Origin of the sequence: Aeromonas hydrophila subsp. hydrophila ATCC 7966, from assembly GCF_000014805.1 — a bacterium.
Taxonomy (GTDB): Bacteria; Pseudomonadota; Gammaproteobacteria; order Enterobacterales; family Aeromonadaceae; genus Aeromonas; species Aeromonas hydrophila.
The window spans coordinates 4,135,205-4,154,407 of sequence record NC_008570.1; the positions used below are offsets into that span (position 1 = coordinate 4,135,205).

The following is a 19,203-nucleotide window of genomic DNA, read 5'->3' on the forward strand; positions in this document are numbered from 1 at the left end:
GATCCACGACGAATCAACACCAGAATCCATCCATCCAGAATACGGCGAGACCATGGAAAAGACTTTTAATCACAACGCCATCGAACAGGCGCTCTATCAGCACTGGGAAGCCCAGGGTTACTTCAAGCCCCACGGCGACACCAGCAAAGACTCCTTCTGCATCATGATCCCGCCGCCGAACGTCACCGGCAGCCTGCACATGGGTCACGCCTTCCAGCAAACCCTGATGGATACCCTGATCCGCTACAACCGCATGCAGGGCAAGAACACCCTGTGGCAGGCGGGTACCGACCACGCCGGTATCGCCACCCAGATGGTGGTTGAGCGCAAGATCGCCGCAGAAGAGGGCAAGACCCGCCACGATTACGGCCGGGAAGCCTTCATCGACAAGATCTGGCAGTGGAAGGAAGAGTCCGGCGGTACCATCACCCGCCAGATGCGCCGTCTGGGTGACTCCGTGGATTGGGAGCGCGAGCGCTTCACCATGGATGAAGGCCTCTCTGCCGCCGTGCAGGAAGTGTTCGTCCGTCTTTACGAAGATGGCCTGATGTACCGTGGCAAGCGTCTGGTGAACTGGGATCCCAAGCTCAACACCGCCATCTCCGATCTGGAAGTGGAAAACCGCGAGATCAAGGGCCACATGTGGCACCTGCGCTACCCGCTGGCCAACGGCGCCAAGACTGCCGAAGGCCAGGATCACCTGATCGTCGCCACCACCCGCCCGGAAACCATGCTGGGTGATACCGCCGTTGCGGTAAACCCGGAAGACCCGCGCTACAAGGCGCTGATCGGTCAGCACATTCTGCTGCCGCTGGTGAACCGTCTGATCCCCATCGTCGCCGACGAGCACGCCGACATGGAGAAGGGCACCGGCTGCGTGAAGATCACCCCGGCCCACGACTTCAACGACAACGAAGTGGGCAAGCGCCACAACCTGCCGATGATCAACATCTTCACCCTGGACGCCCACGTGCGTGCCGAGGCCGAAGTGGTCGACAGCAACGGCAACCCCAGCACCGCCTATGACGCCGCCCTGCCGACCGAGTTCGCCGGGATGGAGCGTTTCGCGGCTCGCAAGGCCATCGTCGCCAAGCTGGACGAGCTGGGCCTCTTGGCCGAGATCAAGGATCACGTGCTGCAGCAGCCTTACGGCGATCGCGGTGGCGTGCCCATCGAGCCGATGCTGACCGACCAGTGGTACGTGCGCGTGGCGCCGATGGCCAAAACAGCCATCGAGGCGGTGGAAGATGGCCGCATCCAGTTCGTGCCGAAACAGTACGAAAACATGTACTTCTCCTGGATGCGCGACATTCAGGACTGGTGCGTCTCCCGTCAGCTGTGGTGGGGTCACCGCATCCCGGCCTGGTATGACGATGCCGGCAACGTCTACGTGGGCCGCAACGAAGATGAAGTGCGCGCCAAGCACAGCATCCCATCCGTGACCACCCTGCGTCAGGACGAAGACGTGCTCGACACCTGGTTCAGCTCCGCCCTGTGGACCTTTTCCACCCTGGGCTGGCCGAACAACACCGAGGCGCTCAAGACTTTCCACCCGACCGACGTGCTGATGAGCGGCTTCGACATCATCTTCTTCTGGATTGCCCGGATGATCATGATGACCATGCACTTCATCAAGGACGAAAACGGCCAGCCGCAAGTCCCGTTCAAGACCGTCTACATCACCGGCCTTATCCGTGACGAAGAAGGCCAGAAGATGTCCAAGTCCAAGGGCAACGTGCTGGATCCGCTCGACATGATCGACGGTATCTCGCTGGAAGATCTGCTGGAGAAGCGCACCGGCAACATGATGCAGCCGCAGATGGCCGAGAAGATCGGCAAGCGTACCGCCAAGCAGTTCCCGGAAGGGATCGAGGCCCACGGCACCGACGCCCTGCGCTTCACCCTGGCGGCGCTGGCCTCTACCGGTCGTGACATCAACTGGGACATGAAGCGCCTGGATGGCTACAACAACTTCTGCAACAAGCTGTGGAACGCCTCCCGCTATGTGCTGATGAACACCGAAGATCAGGATTGTGGCTTCAACGGTGGCGAGATGCAGTTCAGCCTGGCGGATCGCTGGATCCAGTCCCAGCTGCAAGTGGCCATCCGCGACTTCCGCACCGCCCTCGATACCTACCGCTTCGACATCGCGGCAGGCGTGTTGTACGAATTTATCTGGAACCAGTTCTGTGACTGGTATCTGGAGCTGACCAAGCCGGTACTGACCAAGGGTTCCGAGGCCGAGCAGCGCGCTGCCCGCCACACCCTCGTCAGCGTCCTCGAGACCCTGCTGCGCCTGGCACACCCGATCATCCCGTTCATCACCGAGACCATCTGGAAATCGGTCGCCCCGCTGGCCGGCGTGCACGCCGACACCATCATGATTCAGGCCTTCCCGGAATTCGACGCCGCCAAGGTGGACGAAGCCGCGATGGCGGATCAGGAGTGGGTGAAGGAGTTCATCGTCAGCATCCGCAACATCCGCGCCGAGATGAACGTGGCGCCGAGCGTGCCGCTCAACGTGCTGCTCCAGTGCGATGCCAAGGATGCCCAGCGCGCAGCCGACAACGAGGCCTTCCTCAAGTCGCTGGCCCGTCTGGAATCCATCCGCGTACTGGCGGACGGTGAAGCCGCCCCGCTGTCGGTCAAAAAATTGATCGGTGCCACCGAGCTGATGATCCCGATGGCCGGTCTCATCGACAAGGATGCCGAGCTGGCTCGTCTGGCCAAAGAGGTTGCCCGTCTGGTGGGCGAGTGCGGCCGCATCGAAGGCAAGCTCGGCAACGAAGCCTTCGTCGCCAAGGCGCCGGAAGCGGTCATCATCAAGGAGCGCGAGAAGCTGGAAGATTACCGTCTCCAGCTGACCAAGCTGGAAGCCCAGCAGGCCGAGATCGCCGCGCTGTAAGCCGGATTTGACTTGGTAGAAGCCCCCTCCTGCAGGGGGCTTTTTATTGCCCGCCCGCCGCCACCCCGCGCTTTTTGCGCTTCTTCATGCAAAATTAGCGAGCCAAATCACCCGCTTTCACAAGCGCATCGCCCCCAAATTCATTACACTGCCAGCGATCTTTTCTACTCGGAGTGCTGTTGCAGTATGGAAATATTGATCCTGTTTGGATTGATTTTGCTTAATGGCGTCTTCGCCATGTCGGAAATCGCCATCGTCACCGCGCGCAAGGCCCGCCTCAGCAAGATGGTCAGCGAAGGGAGCCGCTCTGCCGCCATCGCCCTCAAACTGAGTGAAGATCCGACCCATTTTCTCTCCGCGGTGCAGATCGGCATCACCAGTATCGGTCTGCTCAACGGTATCTACGGCGAATCCCTGCTGGCCCAGCCACTGGCGCTCTGGCTGCAGGAGTGGGGCATGGCCCCCAAGAGCAGCAGCCTGCTCGCCACCGTATTGGTCATCGTGGTGGTCACCTATCTCTCCATCGTCATCGGCGAGCTGGTGCCCAAGCGGCTCGGCCAGCTCAGCGCCGAGCGCATCGCCTGTCTGGTGGCCCGCCCCATGATGTGGCTGGCGGCCCTCACCCGCCCCTTCGTCTGGCTGCTGTCGGCTTCCACCAAGGCCAGCCTGCGCATCCTGCGCGTCAGCCAGGACGGCGGCGCCAACGTGACCCAGGAGGAGATCCACGCCATGCTGGTGGAGGGCTCGGAGGCCGGGATCATCGAGGATCATGAACACACCATGCTGCGCAATGTGTTCCGACTCGACGAGCGCAGCCTCTCGTCACTGATGGTGCCGCGCAGCGACATCCGTTATCTCGACCTCGCCCTGCCGCTGGAGGTGAACCTGCAGCGACTGGTGGAGTATCGCCACAGTTTCTTCCCGGTCTGTGACGGCAGCCTGTCGGAACTGGTGGGCATCATCAACGTCAGCAAGGTGCTGCACGCCTACATCAAGGGAGAGCCCATCGATCTGGCGGCGCTGACCCAGGATGGCAGCCTGCTGCCGGAGACCCTCAACGGCCTCGAGCTGCTCAACCACTTCCGCACCCACTCCGAACACATGGTGCTGGTGGTGGACGAATATGGCGAGCTGCAGGGGCTGGTCACCCAGCAGGATCTGCTGGAGACCCTGGCCGGCGACTTCCAGCAGGAGGACGGCGACGACAACTGGGCATTCCAGCGTACCGACGGCAGCTGGCTGCTCGACGGCCTCATTCCGCTGCCGGAGCTGAAGGACTGTCTGGGACTGGTTCGGCTACCGGAAGAAGAAAAACATCACTATCACACCCTCGGAGGGCTTATCATGCTGCTCCTTGGCCGCGTTCCCCAGACCGGAGATCTGGTCACGCTGGAACAGTGGCAACTGGAAATTGTTGACATGGATGGTCTGCGCATCGACAAGGTGCTGGCCATGCCCTTGCTTGATCAACCCAGCTAACCTGCGGAGTTTGCAACTATGGAGCAGTTTTACCAACTGGCTCACGCCTTTATGCATCAGGATCTGGTGACGCTATCCGATCCCAAGATGGCCTTCATGGTCTGCGGCGTGTTATTGACGTTTCTGGTGCTGGAGAACGGCTTCATCCCCACCGCCTTTCTGCCCGGCGACAGCCTGTTGATCCTGACCGGCGTGCTCATCTATCAGGACGTGCTCTCCCTTGGGGTGATCCCGCTGCTGATCCTGGCCACCTTCGTCGGCACCTGGCTCGGCTACATGCAGGGGCGTTTCCTGGGCCACACCCAGCTCTACCACCGGCTGCTGTCCCATGTGGAAGAGAGGCACCAGCAGAAGGTGTACTACCTGCTGGACAAATACGGCATCGTGACCCTGATCACCGCCCGCTACATCGCCTTCGTGCGCACCGCCTACCCCTATATCGTCGGCGCGACCGAACTGCCGCAGGGGCGCTTTCTCATCGTCAATCTGGTCAGCTCCATCATGTGGATCTGCCCGCTGGTCGGCTTTGGCTACTTCCTGAGCCACACCAAGCTGGCGTCCGAGTATCAGTCCCAGTTCCTCAGCATCATTCTCTGCCTGCCGATCGTGCTGCTGGTCGGCGGTCTCATCGCGCTGATCTGGCGCTGGCTGAGCAAACGCAAAGCCAGTGCACCGCGGGATTGAGACAAATACACAGGGCCATCGCAAGATGGCCCTTTTTTTAGCTAAATAATGGCGATTTACCCGCTGGCGCTCTTGTCAAGCGAGGGTAAAAATGAGTGAATCTAGCGCCTTTTTTTTCGACGTGAATGGAGTCGGTAGTATGCGGTGTCGGGTTAGCGCTATGGCGCTGGTTTATGCATTGGTTGGACTGCTGGGATTGCCAGCAGCATTGGCTGCCCCCAACCCGGCCAAACTGCAGCTGCAATCGAGCAGCGCGCTGGTGATGGATGTCGGTACGGGCAAGACCCTGTACCAGAAGAATGCCACCCGGGTGCGCCCCATCGCCTCGATCACCAAGCTGATGACGGCACTGGTGGTGCTGGATGCCCGCCAGGATCTCGGCCAGACCCTGACCATCGATCAGAACGACAGAGACGCCATCAAGCACACCTATTCGCGGGTGCGCATGGGCACTCAGGTATCACGCCGCGATGCCCTGCACCTGGCACTGATGTCGTCGGAGAACCGCATGGCCTCGGCGCTGGCCCGTCACTATCCCGGTGGACGCCCTGCCTTCGTGCGGGCCATGAACAACAAGGCCAAGCAGCTGGGCATGCGCAACAGCCGCTTCTATGACTCCACCGGCCTGTCGACTCGCAACGTCTCCACCGCCCAGGATCTGGCCAAGCTCATCGCCGCCGCCTATCGCCAGCCGTTGATCCGCGAGTTCACCCAGGACACCAGCAAGGACATGCGCTTTCGCACCCCTGCCTACAGCCTGATGTTCAACAACACCAACCCGCTGGTGAAGAACCCGGACTGGGATGTGCGCCTCTCCAAGACCGGTTTTACCGACGAGGCCGGCCGTTGCCTGCTGATGCGCGCCAAGCCGGACAACCGCGAGCTGGCCATCGTGCTGCTCAACTCGGTGGGCAAACGCACCCCGGTCGGCGATGCCAACCGCATTCGCAAGTGGCTGAAAAGCTGATCCCGCTCCACGGGGATGAAAAAGGATGCTGCGGCATCCTTTTTTATTGCCCGCAAACCGCCTCTGCGCCCATCTGGGGACAGTAATCACAAAAGAGGATGGAGGATTGCCTCAGGCCAAAAGACGGCTATACGACGCGATGGCGCGAGCATGAGAGCGGGTAAAGGAGATGGGCAATGGTTCGCGACAGGGTAGCGCGTTATGCGGGCATAGAAGCCTTCGTCACGCGGTTGTTGGCCTGAGGCCAAGACGGATGACGGCTGTCGAGCCAAACGGGAGGAGACCAAGAGCTGAGCCGTGTCAGCCCTTCCGGTGACATGGCCATATAAAAAAACAGCCCCGACCGAGGTCGAGGCTGTCTTCTATATGGTGCGCCCGAGAGGATTCGAACCTCTGACCACCTGGTTCGTAGCCAGGTACTCTATCCAGCTGAGCTACGGGCGCTCATCAACTTTTGGTACTGCTTTCAATATGGTGCGCCCGAGAGGATTCGAACCTCTGACCACCTGGTTCGTAGCCAGGTACTCTATCCAGCTGAGCTACGGGCGCTCACAAACTTTTGGTACTGCTTTCAAAATGGTGCGCCCGAGAGGATTCGAACCTCTGACCACCTGGTTCGTAGCCAGGTACTCTATCCAGCTGAGCTACGGGCGCTCATAAAATTTTGATTTTGCTTTAAATGGTGCGCCCGAGAGGATTCGAACCTCTGACCACCTGGTTCGTAGCCAGGTACTCTATCCAGCTGAGCTACGGGCGCCCTGATTTAAAGCGATAAAAAAAGCTTACTCAACAGTAAGCCTTTTTCAGGTGTACCGGCTTGCTGATTGCCAGTACATGACTCATCGTGAGTCTAATATGGTGCGCCCGAGAGGATTCGAACCTCTGACCACCTGGTTCGTAGCCAGGTACTCTATCCAGCTGAGCTACGGGCGCAAATGGCGGAGAAGGGGGGATTCGAACCCCCGATGCGGGTATAAGCCGCATACTCCCTTAGCAGGGGAGCGCCTTCAGCCTCTCGGCCACCTCTCCGTTTGCGGGGCTGATAATACTTCACAGGGATTTTTAGTCAAACACTTTTTTGGAGAAAAAAGCGCGTTCGCTCAGCATTTGGTCAAAGCGTGGAATATTCAAGCAATATCGACACTTATCCCGCTCTTTTACTCCCTGCGACATGATTTTCAGCACCCCGGAAAAACAAAAGGCGACACATGAGGTGTCGCCTTGTCACAGCCATTAACGCCGCTTAGAAGCCGGATTGGCCCGGAACTTTCTCGGCCTGGATGCGCTGGTAGATCTCTTCGCGGTGTACGGAGACCTCTTTCGGTGCGTTCACACCGATACGAACCTGATTGCCTTTCACGCCCAGTACGGTGACAGTCACTTCGTCACCAATCATCAGGGTTTCCCCTACACGACGAGTCAAAATAAGCATTCGCTTGCTCCTGTATCCTGTTTTGTATTTATATCGATATGCGACATTATCTTACAAAGATACCGATATGGTAAATGGTTGAAACTAAATCAATCAGGGATTGTTTCCCAAGGGCTGCTCATGAGGCTCCTGATCCAGCCCAAAAGCGGAGTGCAAGGCACGCACTGCCAGCTCCAGGTACTTCTCGTCAATCACCACGGATATCTTGATTTCAGAGGTGGAAATCAACTGCATGTTGATCCCCTCCTCGCCCAATACCTTGAACATGGTGCGGGCGACGCCAGGATGGTTCCACATCCCGACTCCGACGATGGAAACCTTGGCGATCTCACCGTTGCCCTGCACGCAGGCGGCCCCCAGCTCGCTGGCGGTCTCCTCCAGCAGGGCGCGCGCCCGGCGATAGTCATCGCGATTCACCGTGAAGGTGAAGTCGGCGGTCCCATCGCCCAGCGTGTTCTGCACTATCATGTCGACATCAATGTTGGCGTCGCTGATCGGATTCAGGATCTGCGCGGCCACGGTGGGCCTGTCCGGCACACCCAGAATGGTCAGGCTCGCCTCGTTGCGATTGAACGCTATCCCGGATACTAGGGGAGCTTCCATCCTCTCACCTCCATATGTGATTAAGGTTCCCTCTCCATCGACAAAGCTCGACAGCACTCGCAGCGGTACGCGGTACTTGCCCGCGAACTCCACCGAACGGATCTGCAGCACCTTGGCGCCGAGACTGGCCATCTCCAGCATCTCCTCGAAGGTGATGGTATCGAGACGGCGTGCCTTGGGCTCGATGCGCGGATCCGTGGTATAGACCCCATCCACATCGGTAAAGATCTGGCATTCATCGGCCTTGATGGCCGCCGCCACGGCAACCGCCGTGGTGTCAGAGCCACCGCGGCCCAGCGTCGTGATGGCATTGTGCTCGTCACGCCCCTGGAAGCCGGCGATCACCACCACCTTGCCCGCGCCCAGTTCAGCCTGAACCTGCTCGGTGTCGATGTGAGTGATGCGCGCCTTGCCATAGGCGGAATCGGTATGAATGCGAACCTGATCGCCGGTCATTGAGACCGCAGGACAACCGCGTTTGTTCAACGCGATCGCCAGCAGCGCTATGGTGACCTGTTCACCAGTGGAGACCAGCACATCCATCTCGCGCCGGTTGGCATCAGGATCCAGCTGCTGGGCCATGCCCAGCAACCGGTTGGTTTCGCCCGACATGGCGGAGACAACCACCACCACGTCATGTCCCTGGGCGCGGGTCTGCTCGACCCGCTCAGCTACCGCCTCGATCCGCTCCAGCGTGCCGACCGAGGTGCCGCCGTACTTCTGTACATAGAGTGCCACAGATCACCTCGCCCGATTACAGGCGCTCTTCCAGCCAGGAGTGTACGGATTGCAGGGCTGCCGGCACTGCCTCGGGCTGGGTACCACCCGCCTGGGCCATGTCGGGACGACCGCCGCCCTTGCCACCCACCTGCTGGGCGACCAGATTGACCAGCTCACCGGCCTTGACCTTGCCGGTCAGGTCGTTGGTGACGCCCGCGATCAGGTTGACCTTGCCCTCGCCACTGGTGGCCAGCAGCACGACACCGGACTTCATCTGGTTCTTCAGTTCGTCCAGCATGCCGCGCAGGGATTTCGGATCGGCCCCTTCCAGCGCTGCAACCAGCACCTTCTGACCCTTGATCTCGATGACCTGACCCAGCAGGTCGTTACCGGCCTGAGCAGCCAGCTTGGCCTTGAGCTGCTCCAGCTCGCGTTCCATCATCTTGGCCTTGTCCAGTACCTGACGCACCTTGTCGGCGATGCAGAACTGGTCGCCTTTCACCAGTGCGGCAGCTTCTTCAATCTGCTCGCCGACCTGATGCATGAAGTCGATGGCGGCCTTGCCGGTCACCGCTTCGATACGGCGCACACCGGCGGCAATGCCGCTCTCGGCGATGATCTTGAAGAAGCCGATGTCACCGGTGCGCTTGGCGTGAGTTCCGCCGCACAGCTCGGTGGAGTAGTCGCCCATGCGCACCACACGCACGTCGTCTTCGTATTTCTCGCCAAACAGCGCCATGGCGCCGGCCGACTTGGCGGCTTCCAGATCCATCAGCTGTGTGGTGATTTCGTGGTTGGCGCGGATCTGGTTGTTGACCAGCTCCTCGACCCGGCGAATGGTCGCCATGGTCATCCCCTCGAAGTGGGAGAAGTCAAAGCGCATGCGCTCTGCACCCACCAGAGAGCCTTTCTGGGTCACGTGCTCACCCAGCGCCTGACGCAGGGCCGCGTGCAGCAGGTGGGTCACGGAGTGGTTCAGAGCGATGGCCTGGCGACGCTCGCCATCGACCACGGCTTCGACCTCGGCCCCTTTCTCCAGGGTGCCCAGCTCCATGTAACCCTTGTGGATGATCGCCTTGCCCGCTTTGACGGTATCGGTCACGGCAAAGATGCCGTCATCCACTTTCAGGGTGCCGCTGTCGCCGATCTGGCCGCCGGACTCAGCGTAGAAGGGGGTCTGCTCCAGCACAATGACCGCTTCGTCACCGGCGATAAGACCGCTCACCTCGTCCACGCCCTTGTAGATGCCGACCACACGGGTGCGTTCGGTCAGGGTCTTGTAACCGGTGAAGGGGGTCTCGAAGTCGAGCTTGAGCATCTCGTTGTAGTTCACGCCGAAGCTGGAAGCCTCTTTGGCGCGAGCACGCTGCTTCTCCATCTCGGCCTTGAAGCCCTCTTCGTCGATGCCGATCTCGCGCTCGCGCACCACGTCGGCAGTCAGGTCGGCCGGGAAGCCGTAAGTGTCATACAGCTTGAACACCACTTCGCCCGGAATGACCTTGGCATCGCCGAGATTGGCCAGCACGTCTTCCAGCAACAGCAGGCCTCTGTCCAGAGTGCGGACAAACTGCTCTTCCTCGATGCGCAGCACGCGCTCGACCAGCGGCAGCTGGGCGATCAGCTCGGCGGCGACATCCTTCATCTGTGCCGCCAGCTCGGCTGCCAGTTTGTAGAAGAACACTTCGGTGGCACCCAGCTTGCGACCGTGACGCACGGCGCGGCGGATGATGCGACGCAGCACGTAGCCACGACCTTCGTTGGACGGCATCACGCCATCTGCCACCAGGAAGGCGCAGGAGCGGATGTGGTCAGCGATGACGCGCAGGGACTGGTTGCTCAGATCGGAGGTGCCGACAATCTCGGCCGCCTTCTTGATCAGCGCCTGGAAGATATCGATTTCGTAGTTGGAGTGCACACCCTGCATGATGGCGGAGATACGCTCCAGACCCATGCCGGTATCCACGGACGGACGGGGCAACGGTTCCATGGTGCCGTCAGCCTGACGGTTGAACTGCATGAACACCACGTTCCAGATCTCGATGAAACGGTCGCCATCCTCTTCCGGTGAGCCGGGACGGCCACCCCAGATGTGATCGCCGTGGTCATAGAAGATCTCGGTGCAAGGACCGCACGGACCGGTATCGCCCATGGCCCAGAAGTTATCGGAAGCGTACGGAGCGCCCTTGTTGTCACCGATGCGTACGATGCGATCGGCCGGCACACCGACCTCTTTTTCCCAGATGTCGAAAGCTTCATCGTCAGTCGCGTAGACGGTCACCAGCAGGCGCTCTTTCGGCAGTTGCAGCACCTCGGTCAGGAAACCCCATGCAAACTTGATGGCATCCTGCTTGAAGTAGTCGCCAAAGCTGAAGTTGCCCAGCATTTCGAAGAAGGTGTGGTGACGAGCGGTATAGCCGACGTTTTCCAGATCGTTGTGCTTACCACCGGCACGCACGCAACGCTGGGAAGTCGTCGCGCGATTGTAGGCACGCTTGTCTGCGCCAAGGAACACGTCCTTGAACTGGTTCATACCCGCGTTGGTAAACAACAGGGTCGGGTCGTTATGCGGTACCAGCGAGCTGGAGGAGACAACCTGGTGCCCCTGGGAACGGAAATACTCGAGAAACGCGGTGCGAATCTCTGACGTGGACATATACATGGAAAATCCTGCTTGATTCGAATACGGACTTTTAACCGCATTAATGTAAGTTTTCTGCGGGGTAAAGTAAAACGGACAGGGCCGCCACGGGTGAAAAAGCGCGCATAAATGGGGACTGAGAGAACAGGGAGACAAAGCGGGGCGTTTTCAGTCACGGTTCTGGCCGATGGCAGCGGAAAATCGGCTTGTCACCGAGGAGCCTCCCACCGCGTCTGCCACCAGGATGCAAGTTGTTGAATCCACAGACACCAGCGGCAAAGGGCATGCCACCATGTCCATGGCGACGACGGGAAAGACGAAACAGACAACCCAAGCAACAGGCATCATGCGAGATGCAGAACTGCGCTATGACAATCTTGGGTGCGGGGGCTAGGAAGCAAGTACGCCACCATCAACTCTGCAGGCCATCAATAGGCTGAAACAGCTTGCAGAAGAACAGAAACGGAGTGCTTACAGCTCGCGCTCCTGCAAGGCGCTCAACGCATAGCGTCCCTGCTCCTGGGTAAAGCCGCGTCCCAGCAGATATTTGAGCCATTTCATCCGCAGTTTGAAATCGGCAAGGTCGGCCACGTTGGCTCGCCGCGCCAACAGCGCCAGGGCGAGTTCAAACCAGTCCAGCTCCGGCTGCTCGAAGGCGGCGTCAATCTGGTTGTCATCCAGCCCCTTGCGGCGCAGCTCGAAACGGATCTTGATGGGACCGTGCCCCTTGGCCGCTCCGGCTCTTACCGCCATGGCGCCATAGCGCTCGTCGTTGACCCAGTTGTAACCCCGGCAATAATCGACGACCGCCTCGATCACCTCTTCCTGATAGCCCTGCTGGCGCAGCCGTCTGGCCAGCTCGGACTCGGCGCTTTCGCGGCGAGCAAGACTGCGCATGGCAAAGGCGCGGGCCGCCGCCAGTTGCTCTTCAAAGGTAAGTTCGACCGGTTTGTCAGCAGATTCATCAACCATAAATAACAAGGCCGGGTATCAACCCGGCCTTCCTTTGTTCCTTATTCGAACTCTTGTTCGCTTTCGGCATCGAACTCTTCTGCCTCAACCGGCGCAGCCTTGTCATCGACAGGTACGGCACCGGAGAGCAGCAGCTCGCGCAGGCGGGCTTCCACTTCACCCGCCATCGCCTTGTTCTCGGCGAACAGCTTCATGACGTTGGCCTTGCCCTGACCGATCTTCTCGCCGTTGTAGCTGTACCAGGCACCGGCCTTGTCGATCAGCTTGTGCTTGACGCCCAGATCCACCAGCTCGCCCTCTTTGGAGATGCCGGCGCCATAGAAAATCTGGAACTCGGCCTGCTTGAAGGGCGGGGCCACCTTGTTCTTGACCACTTTGACGCGGGTCTCGTTACCGACCACTTCGTCACCTTCCTTGATGGCGCCGATGCGACGGATATCCAGACGAACGGAGGCGTAGAACTTGAGCGCGTTACCACCCGTGGTGGTCTCCGGGCTGCCGAACATGACGCCGATCTTCATCCGGATCTGGTTGATGAAGATGCACAGGCAGTTGGCATTCTTGATGTTGGCGGTCAGTTTGCGCAGCGCCTGGGACATCAGACGGGCCTGCAGGCCGACGTGGGAATCCCCCATCTCGCCTTCGATTTCCGCTTTCGGGGTCAGGGCTGCCACGGAGTCGACGATGATGACGTCAACGGCGTTGGAGCGCACCAGCATGTCGCAGATTTCCAGCGCCTGTTCACCGGTATCCGGCTGGGAGATCAGCAGGTCGTCGACGTTGACGCCCAGCTTGGCGGCATAGATGGGGTCGAGTGCGTGCTCCGCATCGACGAAGGCACAGGTCTTGCCCTTCTTCTGCGCTTCGGCGATCACCTGCAGAGTCAGCGTGGTTTTACCGGAAGATTCCGGGCCATAGATCTCGACGATACGACCGCACGGCAGGCCACCGATGCCCAGCGCCACGTCCAGGGAGAGGGAGCCGGTGGAGATGGCTTCGATATCCATGGTCTTGCTGTCGCCCAGACGCATGATGGAGCCTTTGCCAAACTGCTTTTCGATTTGACCCAGCGCAGCCGCCAGTGCCTTCTGTTTGTTCTGATCCATGCCAATCTCCGCTGGAAATCGTGAGTAAAAATGAAGTTGGGCTAAGTATACTGTCTATTCATACAGTATCAAGCCCAATTTATCTGAGCAGGGCCAACAAACCCGACAAGGCTTGTCTCACCGCCTGCTGGCGTACCTGTCGGCGATCCCCGTCGAAGCGGGCCAGCAGGGAGTGATGACGGCCGGAGCGGTCCGCCCAGGCAAACCAGACGGTGCCGACCGGTTTGCCCGGTGTCGCACCGCCGGGGCCGGCGATGCCGCTGATGGCAACACTGATGGCGGCAGATGAGTGCGCCAGCGCACCGCGGGCCATCTCCAGCACCACGGCTTCGCTCACCGCGCCATGCTGTTCAAGGCTCTCGCCGCTCACCCCCAGCATCTGCTGCTTGGCTTCGTTGGTGTAGGTGACAAAACCACGGTCGAACCAGCCTGAGCTGCCCGCGATGTCGGTGATGGCAGTCGCCACCCCGCCACCGGTGCAAGATTCGGCGGTCGCCGCCAGCCAACCACGCTGAACGAGGGCTCGGCCCAGCTCGATGGCGAGGTGCTCTATCTCTGCATCCAGTTTCATCACGGCTCCTGCTGATTCGTTGAAGAGGCACATTATGCGATCCCGTCACTGCCGCCCGCAACCGCCGGGCAGACCCCCACCGACATCGATGTGCAGCACCAAGACCCGCTCAGCCAGAGACAACCCCGGAACCCGACCTCCCCCGCCGCGCTGCTTATGTGTAGAATGGCACCATCAAGTTCAAGGCTCATCACCGCAGACACTGGCCCGCAGAGGCCCCTTCTGGAATCGCACATGACCGCACAACACCAAGCTACCGGCACCGCGCCTGGCGCCAATCTCAGCGCCCACACGCCCATGATGCAGCAGTATCTGACCCTCAAGGCCGAGAACCCGGAGATCCTGCTGTTCTACCGGATGGGCGACTTCTACGAGCTGTTTTACGACGATGCCCGCAAGGCCTCCCAGCTGCTCGACATCTCCCTGACCAAGCGCGGCCAGTCGGCCGGCAGCCCCATCCCGATGGCGGGCGTTCCCTATCACGCCATCGAGGGTTATCTGGCCAAGCTGGTGCAGCTCGGTGAGTCGGCCGCCATCTGCGAACAGGTAGGGGATCCCGCCACCAGCAAGGGGCCGGTGGAGCGCAAGGTCATTCGCATCATCACCCCGGGTACCGTCTCCGACGAGGCGCTGCTCAGCGAACGGCAGGACAACCTGATCGCCGCCGTCTACCACGATGGTCGCCGCTTCGGCTACGGCACCATGGACATCGGCTCCGGCCGCTTCTTCATCAACCAGTTCGAGAAGGAAGAGACCCTGCTGGCGGAACTGCAGCGCACCAACCCGGCGGAGCTGCTCTACCCCGAATCCTTCACCTTCCTGCATCACGTCGAAGGTCGCCGCGGTCTGCGCCGCCGCCCGGAGTGGGAGTTTGAGCTGGGCACCGCCCGCAAGCTCTTGTGCCAACAGTTCGGCACCCAGGATCTGGTGGGCTTTGGCGTCGAGCAGAGCGAGACCGCCCTGTGCGCCGCCGGCTGCCTCATGCAATACGTGAAAGACACCCAGCGCACCGCCCTGCCCCACATTCGCAGCGTGCGCCTCGAGCAGCCTGACCATGCGGTCATCATGGATGCCGCCACCCGCCGCAATCTGGAGCTGACCCAGAATCTGGCCGGTGGTCACGACAACACCCTCTCCGCCGTGCTGGACTGCACCGCCACCCCCATGGGCAGCCGCTTGCTCAAGCGCTGGATCCACCAGCCGATCCGCGATCAGGTGATCCTCAAAGGCCGCCAGAGCACCATCAAGGAGCTCATCGAGCAGAACCTCTATGACGAGCTGGGTGGCCTGTTGCGCCAGGTCGGCGACGTGGAGCGGGTGCTGGCGCGCCTGGCCCTGCGCTCGGCCCGTCCGCGCGATTTGACCCGGCTGCGACAGGCCTTCGCCCAGTTGCCGGAGCTGCAGCGCCTGCTGGCGGAGAGCGAGCATGAGGCGGTGCAGCAGCTGCGCGAGCGCGCCAGCACCTTCCCCGAGCTGCTGGATCTGCTGGAGCGCGCCGTGATGGAAGTGCCGCCGGTGCTGATCCGCGATGGCGGCGTCATCCGCGACGGCTTCAACCAGGAGCTGGACGAGCTGCGGGATCTGGCCAACGGCGCCACCGCCAGTCTGGCCCGCATCGAGGAGCGCGAGCGGCTGCTGACCGGCATCAACACCCTCAAGGTGGGCTACAACAAGGTGCACGGCTTCTACATCGAGGTGAGCCGAGCCAACAGCCACCTGGTGCCGGCCCACTACATCCGCCGCCAGACCCTCAAGAACAACGAACGCTACATCATCGACGAGCTGAAAAAGTACGAGGACAAGGTACTCACCGCCCAGGCTCAGGCGCTGGCGCTGGAAAAACGCCTTTACGAAGAGCTGCTCGATGCCCTGCTGCCCCACCTCGGCGATCTGCAGGAGTCCGCCGCCGCACTGGCGGAGCTGGACGTGCTGGCCAACCTGGCCGAGCGGGCCGAGACCCTGGACTACCGCTGCCCGACGCTCATCGACGAGGATCAGATCCTGATCGAGGCGGGCCGCCATCCGGTGGTGGAGCAGGTGATGACCGACCCCTTTATCGCCAACCCGATAAACCTGCAACGCAGTCGTCGCATGCTGATCATCACCGGCCCCAACATGGGTGGTAAATCCACCTACATGCGCCAGACCGCGCTGATCGTGCTGCTGGCCCACATCGGTGCCTTCGTGCCGGCCGACAGCGCCCGTATCGGCCCCATCGACCGCATCTTCACCCGCATCGGGGCGTCGGATGACCTGGCATCGGGAAGATCCACCTTCATGGTGGAGATGACCGAGACCGCCAACATCCTCAACAACGCCACCGCCCGCAGTCTGGTGCTGATGGACGAGATTGGCCGCGGCACCAGCACCTACGACGGTCTCTCGCTGGCGTGGGCCTGTGCCGAGCAACTGGCGAGCAAGATTGGCGCCTACACCCTGTTCGCCACCCACTACTTCGAGCTGACCCGTCTGCCGGAGCTGATGGAAGGGCTGGCCAACGTCCACCTCGATGCGGTGGAACACGGTGACACCATCGCCTTTATGCACGCGGTGCAGGAGGGAGCGGCCAGCCGCTCCTACGGGCTGCAGGTGGCGGCGCTGGCGGGGGTGCCGAAATCGGTGATCCAGCAGGCCCGCCACAAACTGCACGAGCTGGAAAGCGCCACCCCGGTGGCCGCTGGCGAATCTCGCCCGGCCCCGGTGGCCATGGCGCCCCAGAGCCATCCGGTAGTTGATGAGCTGGAAGCGGTGCGCCCGGACGAGCTCACCCCGCGGCAGGCGCTTGATCTGCTCTATCGCCTCAAACAGATGCTGTGACCAGCGGCAGCTGATCAGCCATGAAAAAGGGGAACCGCGAGGTTCCCCTTTTGTTTGGCTGCTTGATGGCGGCCTCAACAGGATGAAGCCAGGTCAGGCAGGCCCGATCCGCTCCAGCAGGCTCATGTGGGTTGAACCGTCGTGACGCTTGAGCTTTTGCCGGTATTCGAACTGGTGCTGGCTCTCCTGCTTGAGCCCCAGCATCAGCGAGTAGCACATGGCCAGCATGATCACCGAGAAGGGTAGCGCCGCTATGATGCTGGCGGCCTGCAGGGCGGCCAGCCCGCCGGAGACCAGCAGGATGGCGGCCACCAGCCCCTGACCCAGCCCCCAGATGGCGCGGTGCAGCACGGGAGGATCCTGATCGCCGATGGAGAGCAGGGTCGTGATCACCAGGGTGCCCGAGTCACTGGAGGTGATGAAGTAGGTACAGATCAGCAGGGTCAGCACGCCCTTGGCGATCCAGCCGAAGGTCTCCCAGTGCAGCAGTTCCACCGTCTGGTAGAGCGCCAGGGTCACGTCCTGATTGACCGCGGCCACCACGCCGCCACCGCCGAACAGCTCCAGATTCATGGCGGTACCGCCGAACACGGTGAGCCAGAACATGCCGAGCAGCGAGGGCACCAGCAGCACGCCGAGCACGAATTCGCGGATGGTACGCCCCTTGGAGATGCGGGCGATGAACATGCCGACAAACGGCGCCCACGCAATCCACCAGCCCCAGTAGAAGGCGGTCCAGCTCGACTGCCAGGCCGAGGTGCCGTTGGCCTCGGTATTGGTCCAGAAGCTCAGCTTGACGATGTTTTGCAGGTAATCACCGATGTTCTGCACATAGGCGTTGAGGATGTAGGTGGTCGGCCCCAGCACCAGAAAGAGGCCCAGCACAAACACGCTCAGCCAGATATTGAGCTCGGAGAGCAGCTTGACCCCCCGCCCGACCCCGGAGACCGCCGACAAGGTGGCGATCAGGCTGATGCCGCCGATGAGCCAGAGCTGGTTCGCTTGCGATACTTCCATGCCGAACATCTGGTTGAGCCCTGTGTTCATCTGGGAGACCCCCAGGCCAAGGGAGGTGGCCACCCCGAACACGGTACCGAACACCGCCAGCACGTCGGCGGCATGGCCCCAGAAGCCGTAGATGCGATCGCCGAGCAGCGGATAGAGCACGGAGCGGATAGCCAGTGGCAGCTTGCGCCGATAGCTGAAGAAGGCGAGCGACAGGCCGACGATCACGTAGATGGCCCAGGGGTGCAGGCCCCAATGGAAGAAGGTGAGGCGCATGGCGATCTGGGCCGCCTCAGGGGTCATCCCTTCGGTGATGAAGGGGTTGCCCTGCAGGTGGTTCATCGGCTCGGCGATGCTCCAGAACACCAGGCCTATGCCCATGCCGGCGCTGAACAGCATGGCGAACCAGGCGAAGTAGCCGAACTCCGGTACCTGGTCGTCGTCACCCAGCCGGATGCTGCCAAAGCGGCTGAACATCAGGTAGACAGCGAAGAACAGGAACAGGGCGACCACCAGAATGTAGTACCACTTGAACCCGGCAATGATCTGATCCTTGGCGCCGACAAACCAGCTGGCGGCCGTTTCGGGGACGAACACCCCGAACAGCAGGAACAGGGTGATGACGGTGAGCGCCGTCATGGCCATGGTCGGATTGAGGCCTTTGAATAGCCCTTTGCTTGCTCTCATCTGGCCTCCTTAGTCGTTGTTGAAAAAGTCTTCACCCACGTGATCGCCGGCACCACCGATGGCGCGGTAGACCAGCTTGCCGGCCGTCTGCACCCGGTGGTCCACCAGGCTGACCGAAGGCTGGCCATTCACCGCATGACGCTTGCCGAGGAAGATGGCCATGGGCACGCCCAGATTGGAAATGCCGCTGGTGATCCAGAGCCGGTTGAAGTCGTAGGAGCCGCCGATGAACTCCAGCTGGGCCAGACCGGTATCAAGCCCGGTCAGATAGAAGTTCATCGCGCTCTCGTCCGGGAAGAGGTGCACCAGCACATAGGCGTAACGCAATTCATTCACCAACTCCTTTAGGTTGAAAGAACCAGTCTCGCTGCAGGAGAGGGGCAGCTCACCATCGTAGTGGTGCACCTTGAGGTTGTTGGGGTCTTCGTCATAGGCAGGCTGGTAACGCACGAAAGCCGAGGTATCAGGCAGTTCATAACGCACTCTGACCACCCGAAGGTCGGCCGCCAGCGACTTGATGTCCAGTTCGTCACTCATCATCTTGCTCCTCAAAGGTCGGGTCAAAATTCGGGAAATGCCCGCTAACCTAACACAAAAATAATTAGAGCAAAAATCAT

13 protein-coding genes and 6 tRNA genes are annotated in these 19,203 nt (G+C 60.9%); 5 read left to right on the forward strand and 14 right to left on the reverse strand.

Going from position 1 to position 19,203, the window contains the following annotated elements:
- Positions 1–52: 52 nt before the first annotated feature.
- From AHA_RS18710 to pbpG, 4 genes are all read left to right on the forward strand, one after another.
- The gene (locus AHA_RS18710) at positions 53–2,905 is read left to right on the forward strand and encodes a valine--tRNA ligase (RefSeq protein ID WP_147296088.1); all 2,853 of its coding nucleotides are present in this window, start codon (positions 53–55) and stop codon (positions 2,903–2,905) included.
- A 186-nt stretch (positions 2,906–3,091) separates the two neighbouring features.
- On the forward strand, positions 3,092–4,384 hold the full coding sequence (locus tag AHA_RS18715; protein ID WP_029302168.1) for a hemolysin family protein: 1,293 nt from the start codon (positions 3,092–3,094) through the stop codon (positions 4,382–4,384).
- A gap of 18 nt (positions 4,385–4,402) precedes the next feature.
- Positions 4,403–5,068, forward strand: coding sequence for a DedA family protein (locus tag AHA_RS18720; protein ID WP_011707426.1), 666 nt, complete (start codon positions 4,403–4,405; stop codon positions 5,066–5,068).
- 139 nt (positions 5,069–5,207) lie between these two features.
- Positions 5,208–6,035: a D-alanyl-D-alanine endopeptidase gene (pbpG, locus tag AHA_RS18725; RefSeq protein ID WP_011707427.1), complete on the forward strand. Its 828-nt coding sequence runs from the start codon at positions 5,208–5,210 to the stop codon at positions 6,033–6,035.
- A 367-nt stretch (positions 6,036–6,402) separates the two neighbouring features.
- On the opposite strand, the gene AHA_RS18730 is transcribed toward pbpG, so the two are convergent.
- From AHA_RS18730 to pncC, 12 genes are all read right to left on the reverse strand, one after another.
- Positions 6,403–6,479, reverse strand: a tRNA-Arg gene (locus tag AHA_RS18730).
- Positions 6,480–6,507: 28 nt separating this feature from the next.
- Positions 6,508–6,584, reverse strand: a tRNA-Arg gene (locus AHA_RS18735).
- Between the two features lie 28 nt (positions 6,585–6,612).
- Positions 6,613–6,689 (reverse strand) — tRNA-Arg (locus AHA_RS18740).
- A gap of 26 nt (positions 6,690–6,715) precedes the next feature.
- Positions 6,716–6,792: transfer RNA gene (locus AHA_RS18745), tRNA-Arg, on the reverse strand.
- A 99-nt stretch (positions 6,793–6,891) separates the two neighbouring features.
- A tRNA-Arg gene (locus AHA_RS18750) sits at positions 6,892–6,968 on the reverse strand.
- A gap of 3 nt (positions 6,969–6,971) precedes the next feature.
- Positions 6,972–7,064: transfer RNA gene (locus tag AHA_RS18755), tRNA-Ser, on the reverse strand.
- A gap of 214 nt (positions 7,065–7,278) precedes the next feature.
- A complete protein-coding gene (gene csrA / locus AHA_RS18760; protein WP_005305164.1) occupies positions 7,279–7,467 on the reverse strand; it encodes a carbon storage regulator CsrA in 189 nt (62 codons plus the stop codon).
- 93 nt (positions 7,468–7,560) lie between these two features.
- On the reverse strand, positions 7,561–8,808 hold the full coding sequence (locus tag AHA_RS18765; protein WP_011707428.1) for an aspartate kinase: 1,248 nt from the start codon (positions 8,806–8,808) through the stop codon (positions 7,561–7,563).
- A 16-nt stretch (positions 8,809–8,824) separates the two neighbouring features.
- Positions 8,825–11,449, reverse strand: coding sequence for an alanine--tRNA ligase (gene alaS, locus AHA_RS18770; protein ID WP_011707429.1), 2,625 nt, complete (start codon positions 11,447–11,449; stop codon positions 8,825–8,827).
- A gap of 450 nt (positions 11,450–11,899) precedes the next feature.
- Positions 11,900–12,400, reverse strand: a complete 501-nt coding sequence (locus AHA_RS18775; RefSeq protein WP_011707430.1) for a regulatory protein RecX — start codon at positions 12,398–12,400, stop codon at positions 11,900–11,902.
- Positions 12,401–12,441: 41 nt separating this feature from the next.
- On the reverse strand, positions 12,442–13,506 hold the full coding sequence (gene recA / locus AHA_RS18780; RefSeq protein WP_011707431.1) for a recombinase RecA: 1,065 nt from the start codon (positions 13,504–13,506) through the stop codon (positions 12,442–12,444).
- Between the two features lie 79 nt (positions 13,507–13,585).
- A complete protein-coding gene (gene pncC, locus AHA_RS18785) occupies positions 13,586–14,077 on the reverse strand; it encodes a nicotinamide-nucleotide amidase (RefSeq protein WP_011707432.1) in 492 nt (163 codons plus the stop codon).
- A 234-nt stretch (positions 14,078–14,311) separates the two neighbouring features.
- Between pncC and mutS the strand changes: the two genes are divergently transcribed.
- Positions 14,312–16,894: a DNA mismatch repair protein MutS gene (gene mutS / locus AHA_RS18790; RefSeq protein WP_011707433.1), complete on the forward strand. Its 2,583-nt coding sequence runs from the start codon at positions 14,312–14,314 to the stop codon at positions 16,892–16,894.
- Positions 16,895–16,987: 93 nt separating this feature from the next.
- Here mutS and AHA_RS18795 read toward each other — a convergent pair whose 3' ends face one another.
- Together AHA_RS18795 and AHA_RS18800 are read right to left on the reverse strand one after the other, a co-directional pair.
- Positions 16,988–18,586 (reverse strand): BCCT family transporter, encoded by a 1,599-nt coding sequence (locus tag AHA_RS18795; protein ID WP_011707434.1) that lies wholly within the window; start codon positions 18,584–18,586, stop codon positions 16,988–16,990.
- Positions 18,587–18,595: 9 nt separating this feature from the next.
- On the reverse strand, positions 18,596–19,123 hold the full coding sequence (locus AHA_RS18800) for a hypothetical protein (protein ID WP_011707435.1): 528 nt from the start codon (positions 19,121–19,123) through the stop codon (positions 18,596–18,598).
- Positions 19,124–19,203 lie beyond the last annotated feature (80 nt).